Source organism: Haloactinopolyspora sp. (assembly GCF_027324685.1).
Lineage (GTDB): Bacteria > Actinomycetota > Actinomycetes > Jiangellales > Jiangellaceae > Haloactinopolyspora.
The window spans coordinates 1-23,327 of record NZ_DAHVSH010000079.1 but is presented as its reverse complement, the minus strand read 5'-3'; the positions used below and the strand labels follow the sequence as shown (position 1 = coordinate 23,327).

Genomic DNA, 23,327 nt, shown 5'->3' with positions numbered 1-23,327 from the left:
TTCCCACCAGGCGAGTGGTTCGACCGGCATGGTGGCCCGATCCTGGGGAGGCGGGTCGTCGGCGGCACTCGGCGGCGGATTGCCATCGGCCAGGTCCTCGATCCACGAGGTCATGACATCGAGGTAGCCCGGCGCCCAGCTGCCGGTGTTGGTGTAGCCGTCGCTGGTCTCGTGCAAGGCGTGATCCGCCCCGGCTATCACCCGTAGCACGTGCGAGGGATGCCCGACGTCGTCGAGCACCGAGCGGAACGTGGTGAGGCTCTCCGCAGGCGGCGTCAGGCGGTCGTACTCGCCCCACAACGCCAACAGCGGTTGCCGCAGCGCACGCAAGGCCGGCAGCGGGTCGTACTCCGCCTCGGCGAACAACCCGTTGCCCATCACTTGCCTGGTCAACGTCAGTCCGTAGGCCCGCTGCAGCGAGCCCGTGACGCCGTGGTGGTCCAGCTTGGAGCCCAGGTTCCACTGCTCCTGCTGCGCCGGCGTGATGGTGTTCGCGGCCACGGTGATCACGAAGTCGACGGCATCTGACCGGGACGCCGCCAGCGGAACCACCCATCCGCCCTCGCTGACTCCCCACAGGCCGACCCGCTCCGGATCGACGCCGTTCCACTCGGCCAGGACGGCGTGCGCGGCCAGAGCATCGTCGGCCAGAACCGAGTAATTACGGGTCCGTGGTCCGTAACCGTCCGTGCGCTTGTCGTAGATCAGCGTGACGACACCACGCCCGGCCAGTTCCTCGGCCAACGGACGCAGACGTTCGCGCCGGCCTTCCCCGGAACCGTGCACGAGCACCATCGCCGGCATGGCACCGACCGCGTCCACCGGGGATACCACCGTGCCGGCCAGAGTCGTCCCGCCCGGTGCCGCAATGGCGACATCGTCGGCGGTCACCTCACCCGCCCCCGGGTCTGCGCCGGCGGTCGCGCTGATGACGACGAGCAGCGTGGCAGCCAAGGCCAGGCCGGCCAGGACGCGTTTGATCACCGAGCCAGTATCCGGAAGTCCAGAACACCGCACATCCGGGATCACCCTGATAAACGACCGGCTGACGACACCGCACCCTGTCCCGGACGGCCGCTACGGCAGGTGTCGCGTGATTAATGACGTATTCACCGGATAGCGACCGTTCGGCCATCCCTGCAGCATGTTTGGCATGTATCTCGCCACAGGGGCTGCCCATGTATGAGCGACCCGGCCTGCCCGCCGACAACGCCGACGCGGACAGCCCGGCCGGTCCGGAGAGTCCGGCCGGCACCGGCAGCCCGAACATGCCCGACGCCGTCCCGAACGAGCCGAACGAAGGCCCCGACACCGACGCCGGCCCCGCCCCCGATCGCCGCGATCCGTATCAACCCCTGTGACGGCACCCTGTGGCGCCAGCCTGAGCGGCATCGGTCGGGCGTGTCTGGCATCCATGTCGACGGAGTTTCGAAAGGACCCCGATGAGACTGATCGCCGTGTTGATGTCGCTGGCCGTGGTGGTCGGCCTGAGCGTCGGCGCACCGCCGCCGTCGTCGGCCGAACCCGCCGGGCCGGATGCGGCCACCTGGACCGAGCAGGAGCCGAGTACCGATCCACCTGCTGCCGCTGAGAAGATCGAGCCTCGACTGCAACAGTCGTTGCGCTCCGACGAGGCCGACTTCTGGATCCGGTTCGACGACGAGCCGGACCTGTCCGAGGCCGCGCAGATCGCCGACTGGGCCGAGCGGGGCCAAGCCGTCTACGACGCCTTGCGCGCCTCGGCCACGCAAGCTCAGGCCGACGTCGTCGCCGAGCTCGACGAGCGTGGCGTCGACTACGACGCGTTCTGGGTGACCAACGCCATCCTCGTCCGGAACGGATCGGCCGATCTGGCCACTGATCTCGCCGTGCATTCCACGGTCGAGGAGATCAGCGAGGCCGACGACTTCGAACTCGACGATCCGAAGGCCCTCGAGGTGTCGCCGACGGATGAGGCGAGCGCCGAGTGGGGCGTGCGCGACATCAACGCCGACGACGTCTGGGCGACCGGGATCACCGGCGCAGGCATCACCGTCGCCGGCCTCGACACCGGTGTCGACGGCGATCACGCCGCTTTGCTGGACGCCTATCGCGGGTACGACCCGGCGACCGGCAAGGTCGAGAACGACTACAACTTCTTCGACGTCGAGGACGTCTGCCCGGACGACGCCGAGCCGTGCGACCGCCGCGGGCACGGTACGCACACCGTTGGCACGGTTCTGGGCGACGACGGCGGGAACAACAAGATCGGTGTCGCTCCGGGCGCGGAGTGGATCGCCACCAACGGCTGCGACATGTGTTCCGGAGCGGATCTGATCACCGCCGCGCAGTGGATGCTCGCGCCGACCCGCACCGACGGTAGCGACCCCGACCCAGCCCGGCGCCCGAACATCATCAACAACTCGTGGGGGTCGGACGCCCCGAGCAACGAGCCGTTCATGGAGGACATCATCGAGGCCTGGCATGCCGCAGGCATTTTCTCGGTGTGGTCCAACGGCAACAACGGCTCGCAATGTCAGACGTCGGGCGCGCCCGGGTCGAGGACTCTCACCTACTCGGTCGGCGCGTATCAACCCGACGGTGAGATCTGGGCGAGCTCGAGCCGGGGCCCGGGCCAGGACGGCGAGATCAAGCCGAACATCGCCGCGCCGGGTCATCAGGTCCGCTCGGCCTGGCACGACGGTGACTACCACACGATCTCGGGCACGTCGATGGCGGCACCGCACGTCACCGGCGCCGTCGCGTTGCTGTGGTCGGCCGTGCCGGCTCTGGTGGGTGACATCGCCAGCACCCGCACCCTGCTCGACGACACCGCGCGCGACGTCGACGACACCACCTGCGGCGGCACCGCCGACGACAACCCCACCTGGGGCGAGGGCAAGCTCGATGCCCTGGCGCTGGTGAACGCCGGGATCGAGGCCGGCGGTGCGGGCGCCCTGACCGGCACGGTCACCACCGCCGACGGCGAACCGCTCGCCGGGGCGACCGTCTCGGCCGAGGGCGAACACTCGCGCACCGCGACGACGGACGCCGACGGCGCCTTCTCGATGACACTGCTCGCCGGCGACTACCAGGTCACCACGTCGAAATTCGGCTACGTCCCCTCGACCGCCGAAACCACGATCACGATCGACGAAAGCACGGTGTTCGACGCCGCCCTCACCCCGGCCGAGCGTCACGACGTGACCGGCACGGTCCACTCGGCCGACGGTGACCCGGTCGCCGACGCCGACGTCACCGTCGAAGACACGCCCCTGCCCAGCGTCCGCACCGGCGAGGACGGCACGTTCACCATCAACGATGTGCCGGTCGGCGACTACACGGTCGCCGTGCAACCGAACGCATGCTTCTCGCCGGTCGACGTCGCTCTCACCGTCGACGGTGAAGAGACCCTGGCCGTGTCGGTCGAGCTCTTCGTGGACGGCGGCGGGTACAGCTGTGCGGTCACCGAGGGTGAACACCGCCGTGGCACCGACGAGGTCACCTTCGCGGCCAGCCACAGTGTCTGGGCGGACGTGAAGCTGCCGTTCCCCATCGGGTTCTACGACGGCACGTTCGAATCGCTGCGTGTGGGCCGGCGGGGCCTGATCACCCCCGAGAACACGGCGACTCCGGGCGGAGAAGAACGCGCGGTCTTCCCCTTCTACACCGGCCGGGCGTTGGACCTCGACGAAGGCGGCATCTACACGGCAGCGACGACGGTGGACGGTGAAGATGCGTTCGTCATCGAATACCGCGACGTCATCATCACAGCACCCGACAACGGCAGCCGGGCGAAGATCAACTTCTCGGTCACGTTCACGTCGTCGGGCACCGTGATCGTCGGCTATGGTGCCGGCGTCGGCGGGGACGAGCCGGTCAGTGCCGGTTCGACGGCCATCACCGGCCTCCAGGCCCCCGACGGTCTGCCCGGTATCCGCTTCTCTCACCAGGCACCCGTGCTCTACGAGGGGCTCGAGGTCACCTACGACATGCCCGACTACGGCTTCTTCGACGTCACTGTGGTCGACGAGAACGACGGGCTGCCCGTGGAGGGGGCCCAGGTGTCGATCGCGGACGACAGCGGCGTGGTCGAGAGCTTCACGGTCGACGCGACCGGTGTGGCCCAGCGACAGCTGCCGACCGGCGCCTACACGGTGACCGTCATGGCCGACGACTACGAGACCACGACTCATGAGTTCTCGCTGGACGAGCTCTACGCGTCGGCCGAATTCGAAGCCCGGCTCACGACGGGGATCGCTGGGGTGTCGACCGACGGCCTGGACGCCGTCCTCGGCGCCGAGCAGGGTGGTATGGGGTGGCTGACCCTCACCAACACCGGTTCCGCGCCGGTCACTTTCGATCTCGCCGAGGCGGGCCGCCACCCCGACATCGACACCCCTGAGGTGGTGAGGCGCACCGCCAACGGCGCGGAGACCAGTATCGACCTCACCCGATGGGAGGCCGACGCACCGCAGCGGCACACGCCGTCGGACGCCGACGATGGCGACCAGCCCACGGGCGGGAAGGACGAGGCCGACTTCGGCACACACGCCGGCGGCGATGTACTCGCCCGCTTCGAGCCGACACCCGACGCCGAGGACGAGCCGACCGGTCTCGGCTACGACGGCCACGTCTGGGTGCACGACTACCACGCGGAGACCAACACTGCGTTCACGGTGACCGGCGAGCGAACCGGCAAGCAGTTCGCGGCGGCGTGGAACCCCGACTTCAAGGCGTTCGACCTGGCGCTGGACACGCACACAGGCGACATGTGCCAGATGGAGGACAGCCCGGCCAGCTACATCCACTGCTTCGACCGCGAGACCGGAGAGAAGACGTACGAGGTCAAGGGCGAGTGGTCCACCATCCAACTGACCGGCCTGGCGTACAACCCCGAGCGTGACGTGTTCTACGTCGGCGGCCGGTTCAACGGCCGGATCGGCACGGTCGCCGGCACCTCCCACGACAATCCGGGCGAACTGTTGTCCCACTGCACGCCCCCGCTGCGCGCGGTGATGGGCCTGGCGTACAACGCCGGCTCGGACACCATCTGGTACTCCGACCGGGCCGATTCACGCAGCCGGCTGATCCAGGTCGACCCGGACGACTGCTCGATGGTCAACGCGTGGTGGTTCCCCGACTCCAAGCCCGGGCAAGGCGGCGGGCTGGCCACCGACGTCACCGGAGCGCTGTGGGCCGTCGACCAGATCGCGGACGAGGTGCTCCTGGTCGACGTCGAAGACGACCTGACGACCGACCTGCCCTGGCTGTCGCTGTCCACCGACGGCGGCACCCTCGACCCGGGCGAATCGCTCACCGTCGACGTCGCCGTCTCCACGAAGGACACCGACGCCGACGTTCTCGCCGCGAACATCATCGTGACCTCCGACGCCGGTCGACAGTCCAAGGAGTACGTGCCGGTCACCATCACGAGGTCGGAGTACCAGGTGGGCGTGAACGCCGGCGGTGCAGCATTCACCGACGGCACCGGGTTCGGATGGTCCGAGGACCAGGCCTACACCGAAGGATCCTGGGGCTACGAGGGCCGGGCCCGGACGGCGTCCACCGGCGATGCCGTGGACGGCACCACCGACGATCCACTGTTCCAGGCCCAGCGCACCGCCTGGCGCGACAACCTGACGTACCGGTTCGACGACGCCCCGGAAGGCACGTACGTCGTCGATATGGGCTTCGCCGAGGTCGAGCGCGCCCGGGAGGGCAAGCGCGTCTTCGACGTGCTGGTCGACGGTGAGCTGACGCATTACGCCTACGACGCGGCGGCAACTGCGGGCCCGGCCACCGCGGATGTGCGCACCGTCGTGGTCGAGCATGCCGGCGGGCCGTTGACGGTGGAGCTCAGAGGTTCGCGGGGCATGCGGCCCCCGAGCATCGCGTCGCTGCGGGTGACGCAGGACCCGCGGACCGCCGAGGCACCGGCACCGGAAGAACCTCCGGCGGACCCGGAGGAGGTCACCGTGGTCCCCGCAGGCCGTTCGTACACGATGGACGTCACGACCGGTCTGTACCGCGAGGGCACGACGAAGACGAACTGGACGGGCTCCTTCGGCTGCGGGGTGCTGTGGTTCGAGTTCGACTTCCCGTTCTACGACACCACGTGGGATGGGGTGTGCGTGTCGCCCACCGGCATGTTGACCTTCGACCGGAGCCGGACGAACGCAGACAACACCCAACTCCCGACCAGAGGTGCCGACGCGATCTATCCGTTCTGGGACTACCTCGACGTGGACGACGCTGCCGGCATCTACATCGGCGCGGCGACGGTGGACGGCCTGGACGCACAGGTCATCGAATACCGGAACCTCAGGTTCTACGAAGCGCCCGGTGAACGGGTGAGCTTCTCGGTCACGCTCGTCGAGGACGGACGTATCCAGATCGGCTACGGCGACGGCGTCGGCGAGACGTCGTTGACCAAGGGCGATTCGGCGACGGTCGGCATCGAGAGTCTGACCGGAGCAGCGATGACGTACTCCTACAACGAGCCCGTGCTGAGCGCCGGTACGGGTCTGGAGTTCACGCTCCCGGCCTCGGGCACGTTGGAGGGCACGGTCACCGATGCGAACGACGGCGAGCCGGTCGCTGATGCGGTCGTCACGTTGACCACGGCCGACGGCGACACCCGCACCGTCAGGACCACCGAGCAGGGGCGTTGGAAGGCCCAGATGCTGCTCGGCGAGCACACCGTCGAGGTGTCGAGCCCCGGTTACGTCGCGGCGACGGAGACGGTGACCTTCGCCGAGGCGGGGCAGCAGGAGACGTTCGACACGCAGCTGCGCTCGGGCGTCGCGGAGGTCGCCAGCGACGACCTGGACTGGCTGCTCGGCCCCGGCCAAACGGCCACGGCCGAGGTGGTCGTCACCAACACCGGCTCTGCCCCGATCGACGTCACGGTCGCCGAACACGAGAGCGGCGCCCAGGGCGAGCCCACCGACCTGGAGTGGCTCGAGCTCGACGGCGATGCCGTCGGCGGGGTCGAGCTCGCGGTCGGTGAGTCGACCACGATCACCGCCACGGCCGACACGACGGGGCTGGAACCCGGGTACGTCGCCGGCGCCGTGCAGGTGTCGTCGAACGCGGGCCGAGCACCGGAGCAGACGGTACCTGCGCGCCTCGGAACGTCGGCCTACTGGTTGGGCGTGAACGCCGGCGGAGCAGGACTCGTCGGCCACGACGGCTTCGTGTGGTCCGCGGACCAGGCCTACGACGCCGAGCAGGCTGGACCGGCGTGGGGCTACGTCAACGGCAACGCACACTCCGCCCGCGACGACATCGCCGGAACCGAGGACGACGAGTTGTTCCGCACCCAGCGAACCGGCCGGACGTTCTCGTACGTCTTCGATGATGCGCCCGCGGGCACGTACCGCATCGGGCTCGGCTTCGCCGAGATCGCCAACGTCAAGCCCGGCGAGCGCACGTTCGACGTACTCGTCGATGGCGAGAATGTGCTCTACGAGCACGATGTGGTCGCCGAGACCGGCCGGCTCACCGCCGACACGCACACGGCCACCGTCGAGCATGCCGGCGGCGACCTGACGGTCGAGTTCGTCCGCAGCGCGGGCAGCCCGATCCTCAGCTCGCTGACGATCAAGGAGGATCCACGACCCTGACGGGTCCCCCGTGGCCGGCCGGACACCCTCCGGCCGGCCACGGACGTCCCCGACGCCGAGCAGGTGACAGACTCGAGGCACATGGACATCGCCACCTTCGAGGCGCTACGCGCGCCCACCGGAGTCGGCGCCGACACGCTGGCGGCGGCGGTTGCCGGGTACGGGAACGTGGACGAGTTCGCCCTGGGCACGCAGCTGCGGCGAGAGCACCCGCCGGAGCTCGTTGCGGCCGCACTCACCCAGGCACGACTCCGGAATCGAGCGGTACAGAAGTTCGCCCCGGCCGACGCCGCCCGGATGTACTTCACCGTGGACGGCTACGAGCAGGCCACGCGTGCGCCGGTGGCCGCGCACCGCGCCGAGCGCATCGCCACCACACTGGGCTCAGCGGCTCACGTGGCGGATCTGTGCTGCGGCATCGGTGGCGACCTCATCGAGTTGACGCGGGCGGGTCTGGAGGTCACCGGGATCGAGGCCGACACCGTCACCGCCGCGGTCTGCGCTGCGAACGTGCACGCGCTCGGCCTCGGTGCGCACGCCCGCGTGCTGGAGGCCGACGCCACGGCGCGCGACCTCTCGCCGTTCGCGGCGGTGACCTGTGACCCGGCCCGGCGCAACGCCCGCGGGCGCACGTTCGATCCGCACGCGTATCGCCCGCCGTGGTCCTTCGTCGAGGCCCTGCTGGCCGACACCGCCTGCGTCAAGGTCGCGCCGGGGATACCGCACGCGCGCGTGCCGTCCGGGGTGGAGGCGGAATGGGTCTCCGACCGCGGCGAGGTCAAAGAGGCCGCGTTGTGGTCCGGCGCCTTCGTCGCGTCGGCATGCCACCGACGGGCGACGCTGCTGCCAACCGGGGCCACGCTCACCGACGCCGACGATCCGGGAACAGCGGCGGTCCGGGCACCGGGCAGGTACCTCTACGAACCCGACGGCGCTGTCATCCGCGCCGGGCTGGTGACGGCCGTAGCTGCGATGGTCGGCGGCTGGCTGCTCGACTCCTCTATCGCCTACGTCGCCTCCGACCAGCTCGTGCACACCGACTTCGCGCACGGCTACGAGATCGTCGACGTACTGCCTTACGACGACAAGGCGCTACGCCGCTACGTCCGCGAGCACCGCATCGGCGCGTTGACGGTCAAGAAGCGCGGCGTCGGGGTGGTACCCGAAAGACTGCGAGCCACCGTCAAGCCTCGCGGCGAGGCTGCAGCCATCTTCGTCGTCACGCGAGCGGCCGGCCGAGCGGTCGTGCTGGTCGCCCAGCCCCTCGAGCCGGCGAAGGCCGGTCCGGCGCGATGATGGCGCAGGAACAGGCGCTGGCACGACACTGGTCGTTCGGCCGTCAGCAGGCCGTGGTCCTGGGTGTGTTCACCCTTCAGCTAGCACTGCTGATCACGTATTCAGCGCTGGCTGGCCTGGCCACGGCACACTGGGCGTCATGGTAGGCAAGCACAGCGCGGGGATCCTGGTGTTCCGCCGGACCGGGCCCGAGGTGGAGGTACTCCTGGGGCACATGGGCGGCCCGTTCTGGGCCCGCAAGGACGCCGGCGCGTGGTCGATCCCCAAAGGGGAGATCGACGCGGACGAACCGCCGCGCGCCGCTGCCCGCCGTGAGTTCACCGAGGAACTCGGCCTACCGGTTCCGGACGGCGAGCTGATCGAGCTCGGCACGGTGCGGCAGTCCGGCGGCAAGAAGGTCGACGTGTGGGCGCTGGAAGCCGACCTCGATCCGGCGAGCGTCGTCCCGGGGACGTTCGAGATGATCTGGCCGCCCGGCTCGGGACGCAGGCAAGAGTTCCCCGAGATCGACCGGGTCGCATGGTTCGATCTGGCGACCGCCCGCGAGAAGATCGTCCGTGGGCAACGGCAGGCGCTGGATCTCCTCGAACAGCGGATCGCGGCGTCCTGACGATCGTCGGCGCGCGGTGAACATGGCGATATCGCCGTCGCCAACCGCCGTGTCCAGGCACATTGTGTGCTATGCCCGGTGCTATGCCGGTCCATGTCGGGACATCCGGGTGGCAGTACGCCGAATGGCGCAACGTCCTGTACCCGGACACGGTGCCGCAGCGGCTGTGGCTCGAACGTTACGCCGAATCCTTCGCGACGGTGGAGAACAACAGCGCGTTCTATCGCCTGCCCACCCGGGACACGTTCGCCGCGTGGCGAGACCGCACCCCCGCCGACTTCGTGATGGCCGTCAAAGCCAGCCGGTTCCTGACGCACATCAGGCGGCTTCGCGCCGCCGACGAGCCGGTTCGCAGGCTCCTCGACGCCGCGGCGGGCCTCGGTGACCGGTTGGGCCCCGTCCTCCTGCAATTGCCGCCGACGATGCGTGCCGAGCCGGACCTGCTGGCCGCGTGCCTGGCGTGCTTCCCGGCGGACGTGCGGGTCGTGGTCGAGCCCCGGCACGAGTCCTGGTGGACCGAGGACGTCCGGGCCGTGCTGACCGCGCATGGCGCGGCGTTGTGCTGGTCGGACGTGCGGGGGCGCCCGCGTGCACCGTTGTGGCGGACGGCGAGCTGGGGATATCTGCGGTTGCATCAAGGTGCGGCCAACCCGTGGCCGCGGTACGGCCGGCAGGCGCTACGGACGTGGGCCGAGCGGCTGGCGTCGACGTGGGACGACGACAGCGATGTGTACGTGTATTTCAACAACGACCCCGGCGGTGCGGCCGTCCGGGACGCGGTCCGCTTCGCCGCGATCATGCAGGCGACCGGCCGGAGCGTCACCCGCACGCCGGACGTGTAGTGAAATCCATTCCGCACTCATCGCCAGCCGGGACCGGCACGAGCTGACCGGGGGCAACCTCTTCGCCCGTCCATGCGTTTCTCGCCGAATCCGCAAACGACGTTCCAGGCACCGGTAGAAATCGATGTCTTGCCAGCTCAGCCGATGGCTGCCAGACTTGGATCTTGAGCCAGCCCGCTCACCACCGTCATCGACGACGGTTCTGCTGCGGCGCGAGTCAGTCCAGTTGACTCATGCCGCTGGCTTAGCGATGTCTTTTGTCAATTTTCTCAGACAATACGCATTCACATAGTTGAGACAGGGCATTTCGGAAGTACCGCCATACATGTCACACTCCAAGAATGCAGATCCCGTTTTCACCGTCGGACCGAAGCAGTATCGGCGTGGAATGGGAACTTCAGCTCGTCGATCCCGTGAACCGGGAGCTCACCTCGGGTGCGGTGGAGATCCTCGAGGACATCCGTCCCGACGGCGCCGACGAGCACCCCAAGGCCAAGCACGAGTTGCTGCAATCCACCATCGAAGTCATCACCGGCGTCTGCTCGACCGTCGGCGAAGCCCGAGCCGACCTCGCCGAGACGATCCAGACAGTCTCGGCAGCCGCTGGACGGCGCGGCCTCGGGCTCATGTGCGCGGGCACGCACCCGATCAGTAACTGGGCCAGTCAGGACATCAGCCCGAAACCGCGCTACGAACAACTCGTGGCGCACCTACAGTGGCTGGCCCGCCGGCTGCAGATCTTCGGGGTCCACGTCCACGTGGGCGTGCGCTCACCGGACAAGGCGATCCCCATCGTCAACGCTTTGACGTCGTACGTCCCGCATCTGCTCGCCCTGTCGGCGTCGTCGCCGTTCTGGGTCGGGCACGACACCGGACTGGCCTCCGCGCGAAGCAAAGTCTTCGAGACGCTGCCCACGGCCGGGCTGCCCTATCAGCTGTCGGGCTGGGACCAGTTCGAGACCTACATGGACACCCTGATCTCCACGCAGACCATCGAGTCGGTGCGCGAGGTGTGGTGGGACATCCGCCCCCACCCCGACTTCGGCACCGTCGAACTGCGCATCTGCGATGGCCTGCCCACGCTGGACGAGGTCGCCGTCATCGCCGCACTGTCGCAGTGCCTGGTCGAACGCCTCGACCGCGAGCTCGACCGCGGCTACACGCTGCCGTCACCGAAGAACTGGGTCGTGCGCGAGAACAAATGGCGCGCCGCCCGATACGGGCTCGAGGCCGAGATCATCGTCGACGAACGCGGTACCGTCGTGCCCGTCCGCCAAGCTTTGTTGGATTTGGCCGACGAACTCATGCCGATTGCCCGTAGACTGTCGTGCGCTGATGATCTCGCCGGTATCGACCGCGTTCTCGCGATCGGGGCGAGTTATCAACGACAACGCGCAATTGCAGAGGCGAGCGGCGGTGATTTGACCAAGGTCGTCGACAGCCTCTTGGAGGAGATGGCAACGGGGTTGACGGCGTGACCGACACCTGGCTCTCGAGCTGGCTGAACATCCATGGCGAAGAATTGGCCGCGGTGCGGCGGCAGTTGCACACCCACCCCGAGCTGGGCTTCGCCGAGCACCAGACCACCGACCTGCTCATGCGGCGCCTGACAGCTGCAGGGCTGCAACCGCGCCGGCTTCCGCGCGGCACCGGGCTGGCCGTCGACATCGGCTCCGGCAGCCGCACCGTGGCGCTGCGCGCCGACATCGACGCCCTACCGTTGCCGGACCTGAAGGACGTCCCCTACCGCTCCACCGTCGACGGCGTATGTCACGCCTGCGGCCACGACGTTCACACCACGGTCGCCTTGGGTGCCGCGCTCGCGCTGGCCGACGTGCCGCAACTGCCGGGCCGGGTCCGGGTGATCTTCCAGCCGGCCGAAGAGATCATGGGCGGCGCGCGCGAGGTCATCGCGGCCGGTGAGCTGGACGGCGTCGAACGAGCCTTCGCGTTGCACTGCGATCCACGGCTGCCGGTCGGCCAGATCGGTCTGCGCACGGGGCCCATCACCGCGGCGTGCGATCTGGTCGAGGTCCACATCACCGGTCCAGGTGGGCACACCGCGCGTCCCCAGCTGACCATCGACCTCGTCGACACTCTGTCGCGCATCGCGACGGACGTGCCGGCCCTCCTCGCCCGCCAGATCGACATCCGGTCCGGCTTCTCGCTGGTCTGGGGCGCGATCCAAGCAGGCTCGCCACCCAATGTCATTCCGTCCGAGGGTGTGCTCCGCGGCACGGTCCGCGTGCTCGACCACGCTGCCTGGGCCGATGCCGAGAAGTACGTGCGCGGTGTGGTGGCCGACGTCGCCGCGTTGAGCGGGGTCGGCGTCGAGGTGCACTACGAGCGCGGCGTGCCGCCAGTGGTGAACAACCCCACGTCGGTGCGGCTGATGCGCACCGGTATCGCCGCCCAGCTGGGCGAGAAGGCGCTCACCGACACCGAGACGAGCATGGGTGGCGAAGACTTCGCCTGGTACGGCGAACGGGTCCCACTGGCGATGGGCCGGCTGGGCGTGCACGGCAGCGCCCTCGGCACCATGCGCGACCTGCATCAAGGCAACTTCGACATCGACGAGCAAGCCATCGCCTACGGGGTGCACGCCATGGTCGGCACGGCCCTGGCTGCCCTCGCCGCCGGACGCTGACGTCCCCCGTCGAAGGGGGGGACGTGTGTCGGACGATCCCCGCGGCCGCCCCGGGGGCTGATGCGACCAGCGACATCACCGAGAGCAGGACCGCCGTTGCCCGGCGGTGCGTCTGCGCGGGGCGGAGGAGGAGCGTGGCACGCATCCGGGCGGAACCACGGGGATCGTCCATGTGGTCAGCCTGGAGCACCCGCGGCGCGGTGGCTATGACGAATCATCGTCAATTTTGCTGTCGGCGGCTCGCGGAGTGGGTGGTGACGTGCCGGTGGCGTGACACCACGAGGCCTGCTGCGGCATCACGAGGCGTGCACAGGTGGTCCGGCAGGGAAATACCAAGTGAACATGATCATTTCGACGGGTCGTCGTCGGAGAGGTGGTGGACGATCGCGACTCGCGAGGTCACGCCGAGTTTGCGCATGGCCGCGGTGATGTGCCGGGCCACGGTGTTGACCGACAGGTAGAGCTCTGCGGCGATCTCCTTGTTCGTGCGCCCGGCGGCGGCGAGTTCGGCCACCTCACGCTCGCGGGGTGAGAGCTGGTCGCCGTAACTCTGCCGGCCGCCACGGCGGTGCGCCGGAACGGTGACACCGAGCCGGCGCGCTGTGTCGGCCGCGCGCGCGGCATCCCACGACGCGCCCAGGTTGCGGTACCCCGACAGCGCGGTTCGCACCAGCTCGCCCGGGTCGTCGCCGGCTGCGGCCGCGGCATCGGCTGCTCGTTCGACGGCCTGGGCCGATTCGTATGGGCACCGCAGTTCGGTGTAGCGCCGCGCGGCTGTGGTGAGCCGTTCGACCGCGCTGCGATACCGGCCGTTCGCGGCGTCGAGCAGGCCTTCGGCATGCGGGAGCACTGCCGGGCCCAGGGGCGCGTCGATGTCGCGCAACTCGGCGGTGAACCGGTCGACCAGGGCGCGCGCCCGGTCGATCCGGCCGGCGGTCACCAGCGCTTCGGTCATCGCCGGGACGGCCCGGGCGGCCGGTGGCCACACACCGGTGGACTCGACCGCGGCGAACAGCCGCTCGGCTACGGCCAAGGCGTCGTCGACGTCCCGCTGGGCCAGCGACAACCGGATGGACGCGGCCGCGGGCAGCGGCAGCAGGTCGTAACCACCGAGCTGCTCGACCACGTCGACGACGCTCGACAGCTGCTCCCGTGCCTCGTCGAGCTCGCCGCGGGCGAGGGCGAGCGAAGCGGTCACCACGTCGACGTCGATGCTCGAGCGGGGGTGGCCGGCGAACTCGTCGGTGACGGCGTCGATGTCCTCGCTCAGCCCCTCCCACTGCCCGCAGCAGTAGTCGAGCAGGACTCGCGCGCACCGGAGGCTGAACTCCAGCCGGGCGCTGTCGTTGTCGGCCACCGCCAGCAGACCGGCATCGAGAAGCCGGTCGGCGACGTCGTGATGACCGGCGTAGCAGACCTCGGTGCCGATCGACCAGAACGCGTTGGCCTCCTGCCGGTGCCGCGGCACACCGCCGGTCTGGTCGTCGATGCGCTGCAGCAGCTCGCGCCAGGCCGGGTCGCCGATGGGCGCCAGGACCATCGCGATCTTGCCGAGCAGGAACGCCCGGAACGGCAGATCGTCGATGTCGGGGATGACCGCCAGGGCCCGCCCGAGCCAGAGTTTGCGCTCGGCCGAGGTGATCTCCGGCGCCACCGGGATCACCAGGACGACCATCGCCCACGCCTTGAGGCCGGGATTCGCCTCGAGGTCGGCGATGGCTTCGGTGAGCAGGTCGCGCGCCCGGGCTATGTCGTCGCCGATCTCGTGCAACAGCAGCGCCAGCTGGAACCGCAGCTCGCCGCGGATGTCGCGAGGCAGATCCCGCTCGAGGACGGTGGCGACCAGATCAGCCACATCGCGCGCCCGCAGCGATTCGATCGCCGCCGGAACGAGCTTGACCGCGATCGCGCCAGCTCGCGCCGGCTCCAAGGGCGCATCGCGCAAGACGGCTTCGAGCAGCCGGACCGCCTCGGCGTCGTTGCCGAGCGCGATGGCGTGATCGGCGGCCAGCTCGGCGGCCACACCCCACTCGTCCCACCGGTCGGCGAAACGCAGGTGATGCGCAACCTGGCCGAGCGGGACCGGCGAACGTGTCTGCAGGGCGGTGGCCACGCGCGCGTGCAGCTCCCGGCGCCGCGGCCGGGCCATGTCCTCGTACACCGCCTGTGCAGCGAGCAGATGCCGGAATCCGAGCCCGGTCTCGTGTTCGGCGAGCACACCGGACTCCAACGCTTCCTCCAGGGCCCGCGCCGCCGGCAGTTCGGCTCGTCCCGCGGTCTCGGTCAGCACGGCTGCGCTGACCGGGACTTGCAGGACAGCCGCGGCTTCGACCATCTCGCGTGCCTCGCCGGACAGCCGGCTGACCCGTTCGAGGATCGAATCACGGATGCCGCTCGGCACGTCGAGCTCATCGAGGGCCCGCCGGGCCCAGCCGCCGCGCCGCCGCACCAGAGTGCCTCGCGCGCGCAACAACGCCAGCAGCTCTTCGATCGCAAACGGCAGGCCGGACGTCCGCTCGCACAGGTAGGCCGCGAACTCGTCGGAGACCCGGTCCAAGCCCATGATCGCAGCCGCGAGGGCGCCGGTTTGTTTGTCGTCCAAGGCGTGCAGGACGACGTCGGCGCGGGTCGTTCCAGGCGGCAACGCAGCCGTCAGAGCACGGACCTCGGGCCTGACCTCCTCGCCGCGAAAGGTCATCACCAAGGCCAGCTCGGCTGGCGGTTCGGCCAGCAGGTACCGCACGAAATCGACGGTCTGCTCGTCGGCCCAATGCATGTCCTCGAGCACGAGGACGGTCGGCCCGAGCGCGCCCAGCAGCGCGACGAGCCCACGGAAGACCCGGTGGCGCTCCCCGCCGCGGTCGTCCAGCGGAGCCGGCGCCGCAGGCAGCCGCTCGGCCAGCTCGGGCAGCAATGGGCGCAACGCGCCGGTCACCGGCGAGAGATCAGCCGGAAGCACATCGGCGATCCCCCCGAGGGCGTCGACCACCGGCCCGAGCGGAAACGACTCCCGAATGCGGTGGCAGCGCCCCGTCAAGACCATCCGGTTGCCGACCTCGGCCCTGGTGACCAGCTCCGAGACCAGACGCGTCTTCCCGATGCCCGCCTCGCCGTCGACCACGACGACCGCCGGCGGACACGATGCCGCGGCCGTCAGCCGCTCCAACTCCTCGGCGCGCCCCACGAGCGTGGGCGAGACGACCCGCTTCCCGTCCGGACTCGCCGCCGTCGGCGCATTCGTCCCCTCATGGCCCCTGTGCCGCACCCCGACCACCCGCCAACGCTTTGAGAAGGCACCGGCAGGAGTCTAGGCCGTGTGCCGTGCGTACGCCGGGCAAGCGGGCCGGAGGCAGAACCCAGGGCGCCGTCCAGAATGGCGTCAGACGTCGACCCACCCGTCGTCGGGATCGGCCTCGTCATCGTCGTACGCTGCCTCGTCCGCGGGTTCAGTCGGTAGGCGCTGACCCGGGCCGGCCGGCGACGGCGGATCGCTGCCGCCGTCGCCGGCCGGTTCGTGCCCGGTCCCGGCCGTGGACTCGGCCGGATCGTTCTCATCGTCGTGGCCGGCCGCGCCGGCTTCGTTCGTTGTCACCGCGCGCCGTCAGCCGTTCGTCACCAGGACAGGTAATTGTCGATCCGGATGATCCGACGCGCCGAACCCCAGCCGTAACTCATCGGAGCACACGGTGCCGCCGGCCGCGCAGACCGGGTCGACGTGCGCCGCCGGGCGGGCCGTGCGGGCGAACTGGTCACGGTGCGAGCCGTCGTCCTGTGTCGTCGCGAGTATGTCACCGTCACGGTAGACATCGACCTCCTCGGAAATCTCGCCGGCCCAGGCCACTTCGGCGTGGTCATGGGTCCGGACCTTTCGGGTCTCACCGGACACGGCGGTGTCCGGCGGGTTCTGGCCGTCAGCCGCGCCGGGGACGACCCCCGGGGCCGGACGGGATCGGTGCTGTCATGCACGGCCTGGTGCACTCGGCCCGTCCCGGCTCGGAGTCCGACATCGCTCTCGTCGACCGCTGCGGCGCCGACGATGGCGGTCTGGATGCTCGCACTGACCGGCGAATGGCTCGCCTCGGCGAGCGTCCGAACTCGGGGACGACCGACGTGTTCCATCCAGGCAGTCTGTGGCAGGCGGCCTGTCTGCCACCATCACCAATGGTCGTCATTTTTGCCCTCCGGGCCGCGTCGTCGAACAACTGTGGTCACGCGCCGCGCGCGGCACGATCGCGTGCAGCCGGCAACCTGGGTAGCGTCGCTGAGCATGAAGGCAGTCGTGTTCGATCTCGACGGTGTGCTCGTGGACTCCGAGCAGATGTGGGACGAGGTTCGCCGCTGGGTCGTCGCCGACTACGGCGGCTCGTGGACCGACGAAGCGACCCGCGCCATGCAGGGCATGAGCACGCCGGAATGGGCCACCTACCTCGTCGACGAGCTGGGGGTGGACCTCAGTGTCGAGCAGGCAGCTCAGCTCACGATCGGCGAGATGACGCGCCGGTACGCCGAGGGGCCCCCGGTCCTGCCCGGAGCCGTCGACACCGTTCGCGCGGTCATCGCCCGCTCGCCGGTCGCCATCGCCAGTTCCTCACCGCCGACGTTGATCCGGGCGTTCCTCGAGTTCGCCGGGCTGACCGACGACGTGACCGTCGCCGTGTCCAGTGAGCAGGTGGCAGCCGGCAAACCCGCGCCCGACGTGTACCTCGAAGCCGCACGGCAGCTGGGTGTGCCGGCCGCGGAGTGCGTGGCCGTCGAGGACTCCACCAACGGTCTGCTCGCCGCGCTGGCTGCGGAGATGACCGTGGTGGCCATCCCGAACCCGCATTTCCCGCCCGCCGACGACGCGGTGGCCCGCGCCGCGGTGGTGATCGACGACATCGCCGAACTCCCGGCGGCGCTCGACCGGCTTCAGCTGAACTGACCAGCGCCGACGAGCACCTCGGTCACCGGCAGCGACGAGTCGGTGGCGAAGTCCAGCGGGCTCGGCGGCAAGCCGCGTTCCACGACGGCGGCGCCCAGGGCGGCGATCATGGCGCCGTTGTCCGTGCACAGCGAGAAGCGCGGCTGGCGCAACGTGATGCCGGCCGCGGCGCAGCGCTGCTCGGTCAGCTCGCGCAGCCGGGCGTTCGCCGCGACGCCACCGGCCAGCACCATGGTCGACACGCCGCGCTCCTGGCAGGCCAGCACCGCCTTCTTCGTCAAGACGTCGGCCACGGCTTCCTGGAAGCCGGCGGCGACGTCGGCGACGGGTACGGGCTTCCCGGCCGCTTCGGCTGTTTCCACCCATCGGGCCACGGCGGTCTTGAGCCCGGAGAACGAGAAGTCGTACCGATGCCGGGTCATGTCGCGGGGTGCGGTGAGCCCGCGGGGGAACCGGATCGCCGCGGGGTCGCCTTCGGCCGCGGCGCGCTGGATGTGCGGCCCGCCCGGATACTTCAGCCCGATCAACCTCGCGACCTTGTCGAACGCCTCGCCGGCGGCGTCGTCGATGGTCTGGCCGAGCAGTTCGGCCGCGGTGGCGATGTCGTCGACCTGCAGGATCTCGGTGTGTCCACCGGAGACCAGCAGCGCGACGACCGGTTCGGTGAGCGGCCCGTTCTCCAGTTGCTCGGCTGCCACGTGGCCCACGAGGTGGTTGACGCCGTACAGCGGCCGGTCCAGAGCCACCGCCAGTGCCTTGGCCGCGGAGACACCGACCATGAGCGCTCCGGCCAGGCCCGGGCCTGCCGTGACCGCGACCGCGTCGACGTCGGCGAGCCGGCAGCCGGCTTCATCCAGGGCCCGGTGCATCGTGGGAACGATGGCTTCCAGGTGGGCCCGGCTCGCGACCTCGGGGACGACTCCGCCGAAACGGACGTGTTCGTCGACCGAGCTCGCGACGGCGTTGGCGAGCAAGGTGGTGCCACGAACCAGGCCGACCCCCGTCTCGTCGCACGAGGTCTCGATGCCCAGGATCAGTGGTGGTGTCACGACGTCGATTATCGCTGCCGTCCCGCCGGTTCGTCGCCGGGGCGTCGAGGCAGCCGGCGACGCATGACGATGGCGTCGCGGTTGCCGCGGTAGTAATTGCGCCGGATCGCCAGGCGCTCGAAACCGTGCCGGGCGTAGAACGCGCGGGCGGCGTCGTTGTCGGCGCGGACCTCCAGCATGAGGTCACCGGCGTCGCGACGGCGAGCCTCGGCGATCACCGCTCGCATCAGTCGAGTCCCGATGCCTTGCCGTTGGTGGCCCGGTTCGACGCCGATCGTCTGCAGGTCGGCCGGCTCCCCGGCCATCGACGGCGAGGTCAGGCCCGCGTAACCGACCACGTGCCCGTCGACCTCCGCGACGACGTACCAGCGGGTGTCGGGAACCCCGGCCAACTCCGCCCAGAACGACTCAGCGCTCCACGGAGCCTCGGCGGCGAACAGCCGCTGCGCCAGCGGGGCGACGATGTCGACGTCCCACCAGCGCATCGGCCTGATCGCAGATGACACGTCAGGCCAACACGCTCTTGCGACCGGCCGGGGGTGTCGCGTCGGGGCGGCGCAGGTACAGCGGATCCGGCGCGCTGATCTCCACGGCTTCGTCCACGACGGCCCGAGCCAGGGCCGCAGCCGAGGGATGCTCCGGTGCCAGCACCGTGCCGAACTCGTCGGCATACAGCCCCGCGCCGGCACCGGCTGCGGGCAGCGCACCGCGCTGAGCGCGGACCGCCGCGGCACGGTCGACGGCCGGTCCGGCCGTACGGCGGCCGGATTCGTCGTAGGCGGCCCAGTAGACCTCACGCCGCCGGGCGTCGGTGGCGACCAGGAACGGCCCGGGCGCGGCGGGGCCGGACACGACGGCGTACGCGATGACGTCGAGGCTGCACACCCCACGCACCGGCAGATCGAGCGCGGCGCCCAGGGTGCGTCCTGCGGCGATACCGACCCGCAAGCCGGTGAACGGACCCGGGCCCACACCCACGGCGATCTCGGTGATCGCCGTCCGATCGGCGCCGACGGCGGCAAGAGCATCGGTGACCTGCGGCATCAGCCGTTCGGTGTGCTGTCGGGGCGCGATCGTCGTGGACTCGGCGACCACCCTGTCACCGTCGTGGAGTGCGACCGTGACAGCCGGTGTGGACGTGTCGAGGGCGAGGAGCAGCACGTGCACACCTTATGTCAACCGCGAACCCGCCACCGTCCGAACCGCGCGCCGTCGGCGATCATGCTCCCGGCGTCATACTCGCTAGCCGTCGACGACGATGCCGAGCTGACCCAGAATCGCCGCCGCTTGCTCAGCGGAGATGACGGCCCCGGCGAACAGGTGTGCCTCTTCGAGCAGGACGTCACCGAGATCCGCTCCGCGCACATCCGCACCGTGCAGGTCCGCGGCGCGCAGCAAGGCGCCACGCAGCCGCGAATCACGCCACACCGTGTCGCGCAGATCGGCACCGGCCAGCACCGCGTCGTCCATGCGCAAGCCGTCGAGTTCCTGGCCACGCAAGCTGATGCCGGCCAGCGAGGCGAGCATCAGATTGCAGCGGCGGAACTTCGGCCCGAGGCCACGAGCCTCGTCGAAACGCGCACCGACCAGGCGGCACCCGGTGAAGCTGGCGTCGGCGATCATCGCGCCGCGCCACGTCGTGTTGGCCAGATCGACGCCGTCGAACACCGCATCGGACACGTCAGCCCCGGAGAAGTTCGCCTTCGCCGCCGAACCTCCCTTCCACACCGAGCCGTCCAGCTCCGCCCGCGTCAGGGTGGCGCCGTCGAATGTGCATGCCTCGAACGTCGCACCGCGCAGATCCGTACGAGACAGGCCGGCGTCGGTGAAGTCGCACCGCCGGAACACTCGGGCAGCGCCGTCGGACGTGGCGAACACCTCGCTGAGGTCCTGACCGGTGAAGTCGGTGTCGACGGTCGCACCGGCAGCTGCGGAGTCGTCGGTCATGCGACCTGCCCCGTCACCTGGCGGAGCTCACGTTCGTCCCATCGTGAGCCCACCGCGCGGATCCGCACATGCCTCAGGTCGGCGTCGTCGCCCCCACCGCGAGCGCGGTCGATGTGGATCTCGAGACGGTCGCCGGCCAGCCCCTCGGCCACACCTTCGCCCCATTCGACCAGCGTGACGGCTTCGTCGAGCGTCGCCTCGAGATCGAGGTCCTCGAGCTCGTCCCAACCGCCGAGGCGATACGCGTCGACGTGCACCAGCGGCGGGCCACCGACGAGCGACGGGTGCACGCGGGCGATGACGAACGTCGGCGACGTGATCGGCCCGCGCACGCCCAGGCCGGCGCCCACGCCTTGGGCCAGTGTGGTCTTCCCGGCGCCGAGATCACCGCCGAGCAGGACCAGGTCGCCCGCGCTCAGCCCGGTTGCCAGGCGCCGGCCCAGCGCCGTCATCTCGTCAGCGTCGGTGACGTCGAGTTCGATCACTTCTGGTTCCGGCCCCTCGGTGTGCGCGGCTGCCGCATCGACGCGACTCGGGTCTTCGTGCGCTGCTCGCGCCGGTCCTTCCGGCGCACTCGGCGCAGCAAGTCGGTCAGCGCCTCGGTGACGAGCTCGTGGCGCTCGAGCAGCACCATGTGCCCGGCATCGGTGGCCTCGACGTAGGCGACGTCGGGCAACTGCTCGACGAACGCGCGGGTGTGCTCGACCGGGATGACGAGGTCGTGTTCACCGGCCACGACGGACACCGGCACCCGCGCCAGCACCGGCAGCGCACCCGACGCGTCCAGCTCGCCGAACAGCGGGAAGTACGCCGCCACCACGTCGATGGGAATCGCTGTGTTCATGTACTTGGTGAACTCGACCAGCCGCGGCGACCCGCCGTCGGCGAACCCGTAGCGGCGGGTCAGGACGTAGCTGAGGTCACTGCCCATCCGCCGGCCGAGCTCGACGAGGTCAGGACGGCGAGCCAGCAGGGTGACGGCGCCCGGTGCAGCCCGCCCGGCCAGCCGGCCGACGAAGCCCGGCAGGCCGAAGCCGGAGACCTTGAGCTTGTCGGCGCTGTTCGCGACGAGGAACACGCCGACGACGCGCCGGCCGAACAGCTCCGGGCGCATCGCCGCGAGCGCCGTGATCGTCATGGCGCCCATCGAGTGCCCCGCCAGAACCACCGGGCCGGTCGGGGCCACCGCGTCGATGACGTGCCCGAGGTCGGCGCCGAGCCGGTCGAACGTCAGTTCTCGCCCGTCGGGCAGTGGATCGGAGTCACCGTGGCCGCGCTGGTCCCAGAAGACCAGTCGCGCCGTGCCGCGCAGGTCGCGGCGTTGAAAGTGCCAAGAATCGCCGGTGAGGGCGAAGCCATTGGTGAACACGATCGTCGGTGTGGTGGCCGAGGCCGGCGCGTCGTCCACGTCGACGTGAAGTGCGACGCCGTCGTCGGTGGTCACCGTGCGGGTTCGGCCACGCAGTGAGCCGAGCGGCTCATCGGCGTACGGGTCGTCGCGCTTGAACGAACGGCCCATCACGTACCGCTCAGCAGCGAACCCGACGGCTGCGCCCGCAGAGGCCACGCCGAGCCAGGCGCTGATCAAACCGGCCGTACGCCCGGCCGCCACCAGCTTGCTCATGGACGTTCCACACCAGCACCGACATAGGTCCGCGGGAGCCGCGGCGCGAACCGGCTGACGATCTCGTACGAGATCGTCTGGCAGGCCTCGGCCCATTGCTGCGCCGTCGGCTCGCCCTCGCCACCGCCGAACAGCACGACCTCGTCTCCAGCCTGGACTGCGTCGTCACGCAGGTCGAGGACGAACTGGTCCATGCACACTCGCCCGGCCACCCGCCGAGTGACACCGTTGACCAGCACCGGCGCCCCCGGCCCTGCGCCGGCACCACTGGAGGCGTGCCGGGGCACGCCGTCGGCGTACCCGAGCGGGACGAGCCCGAGCGTGGTCTCGCGGTCGGTGGTGTACAAGTGGCTGTACGACACGCCGTGCCCAGCAGGAACCCGTTTCACCAGGGTCAACCTGGCGCGCACCGACATCGCCGGGCGCAGCCCCACGTCGGCGGAGGCGACCTGGTCAGGGATCGGGGACAGCCCGTACACGGCCAGCCCGGGCCGGACCAGATCGAAATGGGTGTCCGGCAGCGCCAGCGTGGCGGCGGAGTTGGCCAGATGACGCACCTCGGGCCGAGCCCCTCGCGATTCGGCGAAGGCGACTGCGGCATTGAACGCTTCGAGCTGAGCGGCGTTCTCCGGGTGGCCGGGCTCGTCGGCGAAGGCCAGGTGCGACCACAGGCCCACCACCTCGAGCACCCCTTCGGCTTGCGCCTTCAGCGCTTCGTCGACGAGGCCGGCCCACGCCTGGCGAGGTGCACCAGAGCGCCCGAGGCCGGAGTCGACCTTCAGAT

General features: G+C 70.0%; 19 protein-coding genes. 8 read left to right on the top strand and 11 right to left on the bottom strand.

What is annotated here, in order from left to right:
• Positions 1–984: prolyl oligopeptidase family serine peptidase (locus M6444_RS08805; RefSeq protein ID WP_298325715.1), on the bottom strand; the 984-nt coding region annotated here is incomplete at its 3' end.
• 194 nt (positions 985–1,178) lie between these two features.
• Here M6444_RS08805 and M6444_RS08800 point away from each other — a divergent pair.
• The 7 genes from M6444_RS08800 to M6444_RS08770 all read left to right on the top strand — a co-directional run bounded on the left by M6444_RS08800 (position 1,179) and on the right by M6444_RS08770 (position 13,002).
• Positions 1,179–1,361: a hypothetical protein gene (locus M6444_RS08800; protein WP_298325713.1), complete on the top strand. Its 183-nt coding sequence runs from the start codon at positions 1,179–1,181 to the stop codon at positions 1,359–1,361.
• Positions 1,362–1,442: 81 nt separating this feature from the next.
• Positions 1,443–7,607 carry a carboxypeptidase regulatory-like domain-containing protein gene (locus M6444_RS08795; protein ID WP_298325710.1) on the top strand — a complete coding sequence of 2,055 codons (6,165 nt, stop codon included), beginning with the start codon at positions 1,443–1,445 and terminating at the stop codon, positions 7,605–7,607.
• Between the two features lie 81 nt (positions 7,608–7,688).
• Positions 7,689–8,903 carry a class I SAM-dependent methyltransferase gene (locus M6444_RS08790; protein WP_298325707.1) on the top strand — a complete coding sequence of 405 codons (1,215 nt, stop codon included), beginning with the start codon at positions 7,689–7,691 and terminating at the stop codon, positions 8,901–8,903.
• 139 nt (positions 8,904–9,042) lie between these two features.
• Positions 9,043–9,513 carry an NUDIX domain-containing protein gene (locus tag M6444_RS08785; RefSeq protein WP_298325705.1) on the top strand — a complete coding sequence of 157 codons (471 nt, stop codon included), beginning with the start codon at positions 9,043–9,045 and terminating at the stop codon, positions 9,511–9,513.
• Positions 9,514–9,596: 83 nt separating this feature from the next.
• Positions 9,597–10,355, top strand: coding sequence for a DUF72 domain-containing protein (locus M6444_RS08780; protein WP_363326289.1), 759 nt, complete (start codon positions 9,597–9,599; stop codon positions 10,353–10,355).
• Between the two features lie 341 nt (positions 10,356–10,696).
• Entirely contained in the window at positions 10,697–11,833 is a 1,137-nt protein-coding gene (locus M6444_RS08775; RefSeq protein ID WP_298325699.1) for a glutamate--cysteine ligase, read from the top strand.
• Positions 11,830–13,002 carry an amidohydrolase gene (locus M6444_RS08770; protein WP_298325698.1) on the top strand — a complete coding sequence of 391 codons (1,173 nt, stop codon included), beginning with the start codon at positions 11,830–11,832 and terminating at the stop codon, positions 13,000–13,002. The genes M6444_RS08775 and M6444_RS08770 overlap by 4 nt, the downstream gene beginning before the upstream one ends.
• A gap of 346 nt (positions 13,003–13,348) precedes the next feature.
• Here M6444_RS08770 and M6444_RS08765 read toward each other — a convergent pair whose 3' ends face one another.
• The 3 genes from M6444_RS08765 to M6444_RS08755 form a co-directional block, all read right to left on the bottom strand.
• Positions 13,349–16,267, bottom strand: coding sequence for an AAA family ATPase (locus M6444_RS08765; protein ID WP_298325696.1), 2,919 nt, complete (start codon positions 16,265–16,267; stop codon positions 13,349–13,351).
• Positions 16,268–16,381: 114 nt separating this feature from the next.
• Entirely contained in the window at positions 16,382–16,594 is a 213-nt protein-coding gene (locus M6444_RS08760) for a hypothetical protein (RefSeq protein ID WP_298325694.1), read from the bottom strand.
• A 9-nt stretch (positions 16,595–16,603) separates the two neighbouring features.
• Positions 16,604–16,888: a hypothetical protein gene (locus M6444_RS08755; protein ID WP_298325691.1), complete on the bottom strand. Its 285-nt coding sequence runs from the start codon at positions 16,886–16,888 to the stop codon at positions 16,604–16,606.
• Positions 16,889–17,269: 381 nt separating this feature from the next.
• On the opposite strand from M6444_RS08755, the gene M6444_RS08750 reads away from it, so the two are divergent.
• A complete protein-coding gene (locus M6444_RS08750; RefSeq protein WP_298325688.1) occupies positions 17,270–17,923 on the top strand; it encodes an HAD family phosphatase in 654 nt (217 codons plus the stop codon).
• On the opposite strand, the gene tsaD is transcribed toward M6444_RS08750, so the two are convergent.
• From tsaD to alr, 7 genes are all read right to left on the bottom strand, one after another.
• The gene (tsaD, locus tag M6444_RS08745) at positions 17,911–18,981 is read right to left on the bottom strand and encodes a tRNA (adenosine(37)-N6)-threonylcarbamoyltransferase complex transferase subunit TsaD (protein ID WP_363326288.1); all 1,071 of its coding nucleotides are present in this window, start codon (positions 18,979–18,981) and stop codon (positions 17,911–17,913) included. The two genes, M6444_RS08750 and tsaD, sit on opposite strands and share 13 nt — an antisense overlap.
• Entirely contained in the window at positions 18,981–19,457 is a 477-nt protein-coding gene (rimI, locus tag M6444_RS08740; RefSeq protein WP_298325682.1) for a ribosomal protein S18-alanine N-acetyltransferase, read from the bottom strand. Before rimI ends, tsaD begins: the two co-directional genes overlap by 1 nt.
• Positions 19,458–19,479: 22 nt before the next feature.
• Positions 19,480–20,133, bottom strand: coding sequence for a tRNA (adenosine(37)-N6)-threonylcarbamoyltransferase complex dimerization subunit type 1 TsaB (tsaB, locus tag M6444_RS08735; RefSeq protein WP_298325679.1), 654 nt, complete (start codon positions 20,131–20,133; stop codon positions 19,480–19,482).
• A gap of 81 nt (positions 20,134–20,214) precedes the next feature.
• Complete coding sequence (locus tag M6444_RS08730) at positions 20,215–20,919, bottom strand: pentapeptide repeat-containing protein (protein WP_298325676.1); 705 nt, start codon at positions 20,917–20,919, stop codon at positions 20,215–20,217.
• A complete protein-coding gene (tsaE, locus tag M6444_RS08725; RefSeq protein WP_298325673.1) occupies positions 20,916–21,404 on the bottom strand; it encodes a tRNA (adenosine(37)-N6)-threonylcarbamoyltransferase complex ATPase subunit type 1 TsaE in 489 nt (162 codons plus the stop codon). Before tsaE ends, M6444_RS08730 begins: the two co-directional genes overlap by 4 nt.
• Positions 21,401–22,543 (bottom strand): alpha/beta hydrolase, encoded by a 1,143-nt coding sequence (locus M6444_RS08720; protein WP_298325671.1) that lies wholly within the window; start codon positions 22,541–22,543, stop codon positions 21,401–21,403. Before M6444_RS08720 ends, tsaE begins: the two co-directional genes overlap by 4 nt.
• A partial coding sequence (alr, locus tag M6444_RS08715) for an alanine racemase (RefSeq protein ID WP_298325669.1) occupies positions 22,540–23,327 on the bottom strand: 788 nt, incomplete at its 5' end. The genes M6444_RS08720 and alr, both read right to left, overlap by 4 nt.